Below are 9321 nucleotides of genomic sequence, written 5' to 3' on the forward strand. Positions count from 1 at the left end.
AAATGTCATGTACTGAGAAGGAAATAAAAGAACAGATAGGAAAACATTGCCATATATGCTGGGCAATAACCTTGTATCTAGCAATGTTTTCCTATCTAATCATTCATAATAGAAAAAAGAATTAATGAATTATCAAACAAGTCAGAGCAAAGGAGACCGTTTCATGAAGGGATGGCAAACCCTTTTCTCTAAAAGTCAGCAAGCAGGCAAGAAGCCGTTTCCTAAGGACCGTTTTTTCTCTCCAGAGGAATTGGAGTTCTTGGATACAACTCAAAGCGAACTCTCATTGCTGGAGAAATGGGCTTTACAGCTTGGTAAGTGGGCCCGGGATAAGTCAGAAACGTCCAAATTCCCCCAAGTGAAATGGCAAGCAGGAAGATTTTCAACCTGGGTAGATAACATCGAGGAAATGGATTCCAAGAATAAACAGATAGAGCGCTTTCGCCAGTTAAAGGCAGATGGTTACGTTCTTCCTTCTGCCTATGAATCCATGATAGAAGATAAACTGGGTAAGGATTTGGTAGGAATGTTTTTCAAGCAGGGACATGGTAACAAGGAACGAATCTGTACAGTGGATACCTATATTGGCGGTAATTCTGCAAGAGAATCACATATAGCATATTCCACTTTCCTTTCTCCTTCAACACAACCAGAGCTTCATGAAATTCCTCTAGCGAGGTTTCAGCAACTCATTCAATCCAAGGAACTGGTGCAATTGACACCAGAAGAGACAAAAAGTTGGGTAAAGGGAAGAGAACAGGTGGAGGCCGCTCGTAAGGATTTTATGGCTTTGCAAAAAGATATAGGCAAAACTTACCCTTTGAATTTCGGAGGAGACTTTCCCGCAGTCTCGCGTAAGCAAATATTCTCTCAATTCCTGCAAAAGAACATCACTCCATTGTCATGGAGTTTGAATGCAAAAGATGATATGAAGGTGAACTTCTATGTCAATGATAGATGGGAAAAAGTGCAGCAACTTGATATTACCCCATTGAATGCCCACCAGCACATGGAACTTTTGAGAGCTGTCAAAACGCAACTGGAAAGTGATAATTTGAATGCCCACTTGGAGAAGCTCATGTCCTGTTTGGGAAATAAGATAGGTGATAGCATCTTGTTCACCCCAAATTCTCCTGGTGGCATTCAAACCACCGATGACCATGCCGATGGGGTACTTTTATCCAACAGTGGCAAATTGTCTGCTTTCAAGAAGCCAAAGAATGTTGAAATACCTCTCAATACGGATGATCTCAAACTCATCAAGGAGGGATTAATCAAGGAAGGTGTGACTAAAATTGCCTTGCTGCAATCCAAATCACCTGAGGAAACTGAGCAACTTGCTCAGCTCACCAAGGAATTGACCATGATTTTAGGTAGCAAGCAGGCTTTCAATCAGCATCTTAGCCATGTGCTCAGTTCTCCAGAACCATCTCAAAAAGAGTTCAAAGAAGCCTCTAAAGAAGATCATGTAAATGACCGGCAAGAAGTTGCGCTCATGAAAGACTATGTTCAATCGATGAAAGATGCCAATAATCCTTTTTCTGGAGATATGATGCTTCTTCCAGACGAGACCGAGATCAAGACTCTGTTTCAAGAGCAAGAGATGTTGGAAGATGATTATGAAAGAAACGTCTCTTCCATGGATCTAAAGGCAAGAAATCAGATGGAAGTTCAAATTCAGAAAAGTGTGGATCATTACGAGAAAAAGCTATCTTCCCTGATTGGTGATTATTTCTCACAGGAGAAGCTTCAACAGAAGAAAAATGCTCCAGAGAATGAAGAAAAGGTTTATATGTCTTCAGAGGATGGTTTTTTCGAGCCCATTAAAGGTAGGTGGCATACTGAGGAACACCTTCATACGCAGGCGTACTCACAGTATGGAAAGCTTATTGCTGATCGATTGAGTTTGCAGGTTACCTATCCGGAACTTCCATGGATTAAAAGCAATGCTGCTCTTCCTCAGGGTATTAATGGAGACAAGTTTGACAGCAAAACATCCTTGCTTCTTTCCATCCTGACGGAAAAGGAGGGATACGAGGTTCCTATCTACATGACGCTTGATGATATTAAGAGAGAAAATCTCAAGGTTGATATCAGCAAAGAAGGTTTCTGTCTGTCAGATGGGAAGACTTTGCAAACAGTATATAATATTGAGCAAACCAATTTTTCTATGGAACATCCTCAGAAATGGGAGCAACTTAGAAAATCATGTAAGGTTCCTGCATCGAAACAAACTTCCGTGATAGGCATGCTTACCGAAAAAGGCAAATATCCTGCACAGGTAATTTTTGATGGCAGAAAAGGTCTGGTCAGCTATAGTGCTAAGGAAGATGCCATTCACCTTGCACCTCATCAGTTATTTGAATCAGAGGATGACTATATGAGAGACCTTTCAATAGGCCTAGTGCGTAGTACTCGCAAGGAAGCTGCTAAACTTACCAGATATGAACATTTGGTAAAGGAAGAACTTCTAGCACATATGGGCGGAGCCATGATTGGCCAAAGATGTAAGTTTGACGTGAAAGGCCTGGACTATAACAAATACTGGAAAGACCTTCTCAAACAAGATCCAGGATTCACAAAACATGCCTTGACATCTGCAGAACATGCTGTGAATATCATCTTCCAGTATGTAGAAAAAGCCAATCAAGCAGAATCCCCAGATAAGAGTATTGATTTAAGAACCTCAACCCCCATCGACATGGATGTAGATGGCAATGGCATTATTGAAAGCCAGGAAAACATGGCTGCCGATACCAAGCAAGGTGAGAATGAGCAAGCTCATGATCATAATCATAAAGAAGATACCATGCTGCCACATGCATCCAAAAGCAAGTGTTCCAGATAATACGGAGAGTGTGTCATAGATCTATGACATACTCTCAAATTTCACCAAACAGCAACATAACGGGTGCAAAAAAAGTACAAACAAAACACAATGAACGGAAAGATAATGGTTTAAGCCACAAATAGTTATCTTAAAATTTGGCGCTTTCATTTATTTTTAGTATTTTTGCGCAAATATTTTAATTAACTTGAATCTTCGAAATAAATATGTATCAAGAGTATTACGATAATGACAACTATCAGGATGATATGAATTATTCCCCAGTTGAAGAATACAACTGGAGTCCTAATTTATTTGCCAAGCTTGTATCCTACTTGAATGAGTCTGTCTCACCGGATGTAATCAGATTAGGCATTATAGCTGGAATAAGAAAATCATCATCCACAGAGGACGCACCTGCCAATTGGGATAAGGTGGAAACCATGCGCCGTTATGTGGATAGCGTTAACAGAGGACTGGGCTTGCCAGAGGATGCGACTCTCATGTCTCTTCTCCATTCAACCCAATGGACGGGTTATGGACTTTTCTCAATGAGTTTTATCTCAGAAATGAATCTGGACTATCAAGGAATCTGCATGGATGAGCAAACTTCCCTATCCTACCCAAGTATGGTATTTCTCATCGCATTAGTGAAGGGAATGAGTATGATTAATCTTAAAAATCCGTCTTCAACTGACGAAACTGCTAAAACATATACCTATCTTGTTCCAAGCCAATTCTCAACATTTTCATACGCATCATTCCTCAATGTAGCCAATAATCGTCTCTTCAATAAAGAGGAAGTCACCCCACAGGACATAGAAGAACTTACCGGCCTTGCATTCAAGGGACGCTATTGGAAACAGGGAACCTCTTTAAAAGGTAAAGATAGCGAACTGTTTATCAATGTTCTCAAAAGTATCATGTCCGATATCCTGGGACTCACGCTCAATGTTGATATGGAGTCTTTTTCAAAACAGGCAAAGCAGGTTGAACTGATTGCTGCCACTCCAAAAGAGGTAACTCTTACAGAAAAGGAGCTATCTACCCAAAAGTTGAGTGTTGCTAAAGCAGTGGAAATTGTACTCAACAGATGCTCTCTCCCTCTTGAAAGAGACCAACTCCTCTTAGAAATTCAGGAATTAAGACCTTCTACAAGAGAAGATACCTTCAATACCATGCTTTCAAAACTTCATAAGGACGATGTTATCAACTTCTTCGAAGGTGGCTTAATTGGTGTCAAAGGAAAACGATATGGAAGAGGCTATAAAAAAGTTGATCGTTTTAAGAAAAAAAGTTAACAATATAAAATAACAGCGGTTTTCCATTAAGGAAAAACCGCTGTTGTCTTTTACAGAACAATTCAAATCGCACTACTCATCACAAGCGATGCGATTTGAGAATAGAATTATTCATAATACGCTATGAGTCGGTTCAAACTTTTTAAAAACATCTGTTACTTATGCTATTCTCACGAATGACACAATAGTACTAACAATTGGATAATAATTTAAAAGCTTATCTATATATGTAGTTGGCAAACATACAAAATCGCCATTGATATGGATTCTTCGTCCAACCTTATTGGCTGATAATTTCCTCCATGTTCAAAATTCAAGAAATCCACTACAGACCACCATTTCTCAATTTCCCCTGTGGAAACATCCAAGTCATGGGCACATTTCTGCTTATCTGTGGAATATGGATTCTGATATCGCCAGAGAGTCACATGAAGGGCGGGCTTAGATGAATATAGCTCATCCAAAAACTCGCTGTTCTCACACCATTGATGAAACATAGAAGTATCTGCTGCAGTTGAATTCTCATTCTTACTGACTACAGTGTCCAAGAATAGTCCATTATATTCATCTAAAAAATCCTTGGCAGATTCTTCATCTTCACTGCTTCCACTCTCCTGACACCACTTCTTGAAGCGGTTGATCATACCTATTGAATGATGTTCAATATATTGCAGAGCAGAGATTGAATCCTGCTCATACCAATCGAGAAGCTGATGCTCCTCTTGAAATCCACTTAGTATCATACCTGTTATCCTTTAAAAATGAATACTAGCGATGGAATGCAGCTCTCTTTACCTGGTTCACTCTCTCAGCCAATGCATCTAACATGTCCTGAGTATAGTCTTCTTCCTTCACATAGGAAAAATGCCCATCATTCACCCAACAACCGCTGATGCCAAAACTGTAAAGAGGAAATTCGTCTCCAGTGAATTCTCTCTGCCACTGTTCTTTATCTCCGTTCACTACACGAATACCTATATCCTGCATCAGGTCAATTCCCAACGAAATTGGTTTGTCTTCCTGTATCAGACAAAGAACATCCCCTTCTTTAAGTTGCTCAAAATCTGAGACTTCCATATCCAATTGTCTGCCTAGTACACGCATGTTATGCTGTATTACATAGGCCGGCATGGAAACAATCTGCTGGGTAGCATAATCCAACTGATAATACGCATTTTTTTCAGCTGAATATAGGGCTTTACCGTTTTTGAGAGCCTGTTGCTGCTGTAATTCAAACTCTTCCAGCAATTTGCTTTTCCAGCAGGACATGAAGATGACATCAATGCCATCTTCTGTCCTCACTAGAGAAAGTCTTGCGAGAGAGTTATTACAATTTCCATTCTCATCTACATTGCAAATAGGCAGAAGTGGAGTTCGTTGCCCAGAGAGCAACTGCTCCAATACCTTCTGTGGAAGGTCATCTACCATTTCTTGCGAGAGTCCAAATGAAGCTAGAAGCTCATAAGGAATCTCATTATCCTGAAATCTTTCTACCTTAGTCATACCTTATCTAAATTTTTCGGCAAAGGTAATGCTAAAAAATGAATTTTTCCTCCTCTGCATAATTAAACTTTATTTTTAACATATCTATGACAATATATTAACAATAGAACTGCTTTTGTGTTAAAAAATAACTTCAATTCATTTTCTACCTATAAATTCAATCTTTCCATTTACCTTTGCACCCTGTATTATATAAATAAGGTAGAAATGATGAAAAGATTGAAATGGATGATTACAAGCTTGCTCTGGCTGCCCATAAATGTTCTGGCACAAGGATCTGCTGAAGCCGCGAACTATTGGATAGACAAGTACCAAAGTGTCTGCTATCCCTTAAAGAGCATTCAAATCTGCTCAACATACGGAATAAGGTCTGACCCATTCACTGGGAAAAAAAGGAATCATCAAGGCATTGACCTAGTTGCTAAATATGAAGAGGTATATGCCATGTTTGATGGTTTTATCAAAACAGTGGGTTATGATCCTATCGCAGGACATTACATCACCTTGCAGGCAGGCAACTATACATTGAGTTATTGTCATCTCTCAGAAATCTGGGTAAAGAATCAGGAAATGGTATATGCTGGTGATGCTTTGGGAAAAACAGGTGCTTCCGGAAGGGCTACCGGCCCTCATTTGCATCTTACATGCCGCCTCCTGGGGAAAATAGAGAATCCCTACCTGCTTCTGACTTTTGTAAGGGACACCCAACAAAGAGCTGTAGAAGCTTTAGACCTGGACAAAAAAGATAAATTAAGTCCGGCGGATTTCTTGAAGCGATATGCCCCACTAGCCATGAGCCAGCAACGTAAATATGGTATTCCATCATCGGTTATCTTAGCCCAGATGGCCTTTGAAAGTGGTTGGGGAACAAGCAAATTAGCCAAGGAAGGAAACAACTTCTTTGGTATCAAGGCTAGCAAGAACTGGTTGGATAAAGGACTACCCTATAGTCTGCATAATGATGATAAGCCAAGTGAGAAATTCTGTAACTTCTCTTCTGCAGAAGAAAGCATGGAATATCATTCCAGGCTTTTAATGGGTGAACGCTATCAGAAATGCCATAAATATGATTCCACTGACCATCATAATTGGCTCAAAGGGATTAAGGCTGCCGGATATGCCACAAATATTCATTATGTCAGATGCTGTGAGAGGATTATCAGCCGATACAAGCTTTTCCTCTTCGATCATCTTGCTGAAAAGTTGTGACTCTGCTCAACTACACATTATAATATATATAACATAAAAGATTAAAATAAGAGCATGAAAAGATTGAAACTATTATTCCTCGGACTTTGCCTGGCAGTGATTTCTGCACAGGCCCAAGTCGTCTTCTCGGAGGACGAGAAGAACTTTGTGGTATCACAAGTGACTACACCAATACAGGATGCAGCGACCACGTGTACTACCAATCATGATGCATCATGTCTAAAATTCAAGCCATCTGGCATTCTGGACAACTGGTTTGTCTCTGCACGAACTGGAGCTGCCGCTTTTGGCGGTTCTCCATCGGGATGCGGTGATCTCTTTGACAGAGTAACTCCCAACTTGGAAATCACCTTGGGCAAATGGCATACTCCATACTTTGGTACCCGTATTGCCTTTGATGGATTCAAGTTCAAGACAGCTAATCTCAACAAGGAAAGATATGAAAACTATCACTTGGATCTGATGGTCAATATATCATCCTTTTATCATAAGGATTATGAGAAAATGCCAAAATGGAACTTTGTTCCTTACATGGGAGCTGGTGTCATCCACAATTCACACCTCCACAAGACAGAGTTTGCCCTCAACTATGGTATGCTATGCAGCTATAGAATCGCTGACAGATTAAGTTTGTCCGCAGAAGTTGGTGCTATTGCCACTGCTCAGAAATTCGATGGCCTGGGAACAGGAAGTTCACTCAGAGATAACCTGTTTCATGCCAACTTGGGACTTACAATAGATATAGGAAAGCAAGGATGGAAGAAAAAATCATTAAAAACGGTCCCTTACTATCATTGCAATGTGCCAAGAGAAGTATCTTTCTATCCTAAGAACAACTATCGAGGCCTCAATGAACTGAGAGAAAGAATAAGAAGCGTAATGGGTTCGGGTGATGTCATACATGATAAGAATATCGACGTTCCTATCTTGTTCTTTTTCAAAATCAACAGCATTGATTTCGTTGATAACCAACAGAAAATAGAACTATCTGAGATAGCAGCTGCAGTGAAGGAATATAATCTCAAAGTAAAAGTCATTGGTGCAGCAGATAGCCGCACAGGCAGTAAAGAGTATAACAGAAAGTTGAGTATCAAAAGAGCTAAGTATATAGCCAAGCTGCTGATTGATGCTGGTGTACAAAAGGAAAAGCTACAAGGTGTGAGCCATGGAGGAATTGATATATATAAGCCATACACGGCCAATCGCCATACATGTGTCATTTTATCCAAAGACAATTCATCACTGGAAAATAAATAGGATATAATAACAAATAATATGAAAATTATGAAATAATATTTTGATAATTGAATTATTCTTCTTAACTTTGCAACATGAAAAGTGCAAAAGTGTTGAAGATATTACACATATCACGCCAAACTTTGGTAAAATATGTACAGAATAAAGAGATTAGGGTAGTCGAGTTGCCAAACGGTTTCTATGATTACAATGATGACGATGTTTACCGCAAGGCTGGTCTTGCCAATGAGAGACTGAATGTCACTTACGCAAGAGTCTCAACAGCCAAGCAGAAAGCAGACCTCGTAAATCAAGAGCAGACGCTGATTAGTTATTGTAACAAGAACGGAATAAAGGTCAACAAGTCATACAAGGATGTAGCAAGTGGTATGAACTTCGACCGCAAGCAATTCAAATTACTACTTGATGACATTCTTAGTTACAAAGTTGCAAAGCTCTACATAACATATAAAGATAGACTTTCGAGAATATCTTTCGATATGTTTCAGAGACTGTTTGCTGAGTTTGGATGCGAGATAGTTGTGATTAATGATTCGGATGACAAATCCGACGAAGCCGAAATCTTTGAAGAGATAATTTCTTTGCTGCACTGCTTCGCCATGAAGATGTACAGCAAGAGAAGAAAACGCAAGTTAGAAATAGTACAAGAAGACTTAAAAAATGAGATTAGTCTATAAATTCTACATACGCCACACAGATGAGTTAGACAGATTGTTCCGCATATCGAACAACCTGTATAACCAGGCTCTCTATCTGTTCCGTCAGCGTCTCGATGCTGACGGTGTTTGGACGTGGTATAACGACATGGATAAACTCATTAAGGGTGTCACCAACCTCGAAGGCGAATGTAATTACAAGTTGTTGAAGTCTCAGTGTTCACAGCAGATACTCCGTGTTCTGGATAAGAATATGAAGGCATACTGCAAGAGCATCAAGGATTGGAAGAAACACCCAGAGAAGTATAAAGCCATGCCACAGATGCCGCATTATCGCAAGCGCGGTGGTATGTTCAACTTGTACTATACCAATCAGTCATGCAGTATCAAGGATGGACGCTTAAAACTTGCAAAGGACTTGTTCGTAGATATTCCTCAATGGGAGAAATACAGCAGTCGCATTGTCAAGTTTAATCAGGTGCGTATGCTCCCTAATAGACATAATATCAAGGTTGAGATTGTTTATGACTACGACGTACAGCACGCAGATGTTGATACGGACAAATGC

The 9321-nt window shown here is 39.8% G+C and carries 8 protein-coding genes; 6 read left to right on the forward strand and 2 right to left on the reverse strand.

All coding sequences use genetic code 11. The annotated features are described in order from the left end of the window. The first annotated feature begins 259 nt into the window (after nt 1-259). A complete protein-coding gene (locus ACTQ16_RS13900) occupies nt 260-2848 on the forward strand; it encodes a hypothetical protein (RefSeq protein ID WP_441937917.1) in 2589 nt (862 codons plus the stop codon). A 206-nt stretch (nt 2849-3054) separates the two neighbouring features. Then, nucleotides 3055-4128 (forward strand): hypothetical protein, encoded by a 1074-nt coding sequence (locus ACTQ16_RS13905; RefSeq protein WP_441937919.1) that lies wholly within the window; start codon nt 3055-3057, stop codon nt 4126-4128. Nucleotides 4129-4349: 221 nt separating this feature from the next. Here ACTQ16_RS13905 and ACTQ16_RS13910 read toward each other — a convergent pair whose 3' ends face one another. Both ACTQ16_RS13910 and ACTQ16_RS13915 read right to left on the reverse strand, forming a co-directional pair. Continuing rightward, the gene (locus tag ACTQ16_RS13910) at nt 4350-4871 is read right to left on the reverse strand and encodes a hypothetical protein (protein WP_441937921.1); all 522 of its coding nucleotides are present in this window, start codon (nt 4869-4871) and stop codon (nt 4350-4352) included. Between the two features lie 25 nt (nt 4872-4896). Further along, nucleotides 4897-5631, reverse strand: coding sequence for a DUF4099 domain-containing protein (locus tag ACTQ16_RS13915; protein WP_441937923.1), 735 nt, complete (start codon nt 5629-5631; stop codon nt 4897-4899). 207 nt (nt 5632-5838) lie between these two features. Between ACTQ16_RS13915 and ACTQ16_RS13920 the strand changes: the two genes are divergently transcribed. The 4 genes from ACTQ16_RS13920 to ACTQ16_RS13935 form a co-directional block, all read left to right on the forward strand. Next, nucleotides 5839-6840 (forward strand): glucosaminidase domain-containing protein, encoded by a 1002-nt coding sequence (locus ACTQ16_RS13920; RefSeq protein WP_441937924.1) that lies wholly within the window; start codon nt 5839-5841, stop codon nt 6838-6840. Between the two features lie 54 nt (nt 6841-6894). Beyond that, nucleotides 6895-8097 carry an OmpA family protein gene (locus tag ACTQ16_RS13925; protein WP_441937926.1) on the forward strand — a complete coding sequence of 401 codons (1203 nt, stop codon included), beginning with the start codon at nt 6895-6897 and terminating at the stop codon, nt 8095-8097. Nucleotides 8098-8171: 74 nt separating this feature from the next. Beyond that, nucleotides 8172-8774: an IS607 family transposase gene (locus tag ACTQ16_RS13930; protein WP_316211599.1), complete on the forward strand. Its 603-nt coding sequence runs from the start codon at nt 8172-8174 to the stop codon at nt 8772-8774. Next, the coding region (locus ACTQ16_RS13935) for a hypothetical protein (RefSeq protein ID WP_441937928.1) at nt 8758-9321 on the forward strand (564 nt) is incomplete at its 3' end. The genes ACTQ16_RS13930 and ACTQ16_RS13935, both read left to right, overlap by 17 nt.

The organism is Prevotella sp. LCP21S3_D2 (assembly GCF_052118345.1).
In the GTDB taxonomy this organism is placed as follows: Bacteria; Bacteroidota; Bacteroidia; order Bacteroidales; family Bacteroidaceae; genus Prevotella.

What these genes read in the sequence shown, in the direction of transcription:
- ACTQ16_RS13905 (WP_441937919.1), top strand. Translation starts at nt 3,055, where the DNA reads ATGTATCAAGAGTATTACGATAATGACAACTATCAGGATGATATGAAT.
- ACTQ16_RS13910 (WP_441937921.1), bottom strand. Translation starts at nt 4,871, where the DNA reads ATGATACTAAGTGGATTTCAAGAGGAGCATCAGCTTCTCGATTGGTAT.
- ACTQ16_RS13915 (WP_441937923.1), bottom strand. Translation starts at nt 5,631, where the DNA reads ATGACTAAGGTAGAAAGATTTCAGGATAATGAGATTCCTTATGAGCTT.
- ACTQ16_RS13920 (WP_441937924.1), top strand. Translation starts at nt 5,839, where the DNA reads ATGATGAAAAGATTGAAATGGATGATTACAAGCTTGCTCTGGCTGCCC.
- ACTQ16_RS13925 (WP_441937926.1), top strand. Translation starts at nt 6,895, where the DNA reads ATGAAAAGATTGAAACTATTATTCCTCGGACTTTGCCTGGCAGTGATT.
- ACTQ16_RS13930 (WP_316211599.1), top strand. Translation starts at nt 8,172, where the DNA reads ATGAAAAGTGCAAAAGTGTTGAAGATATTACACATATCACGCCAAACT.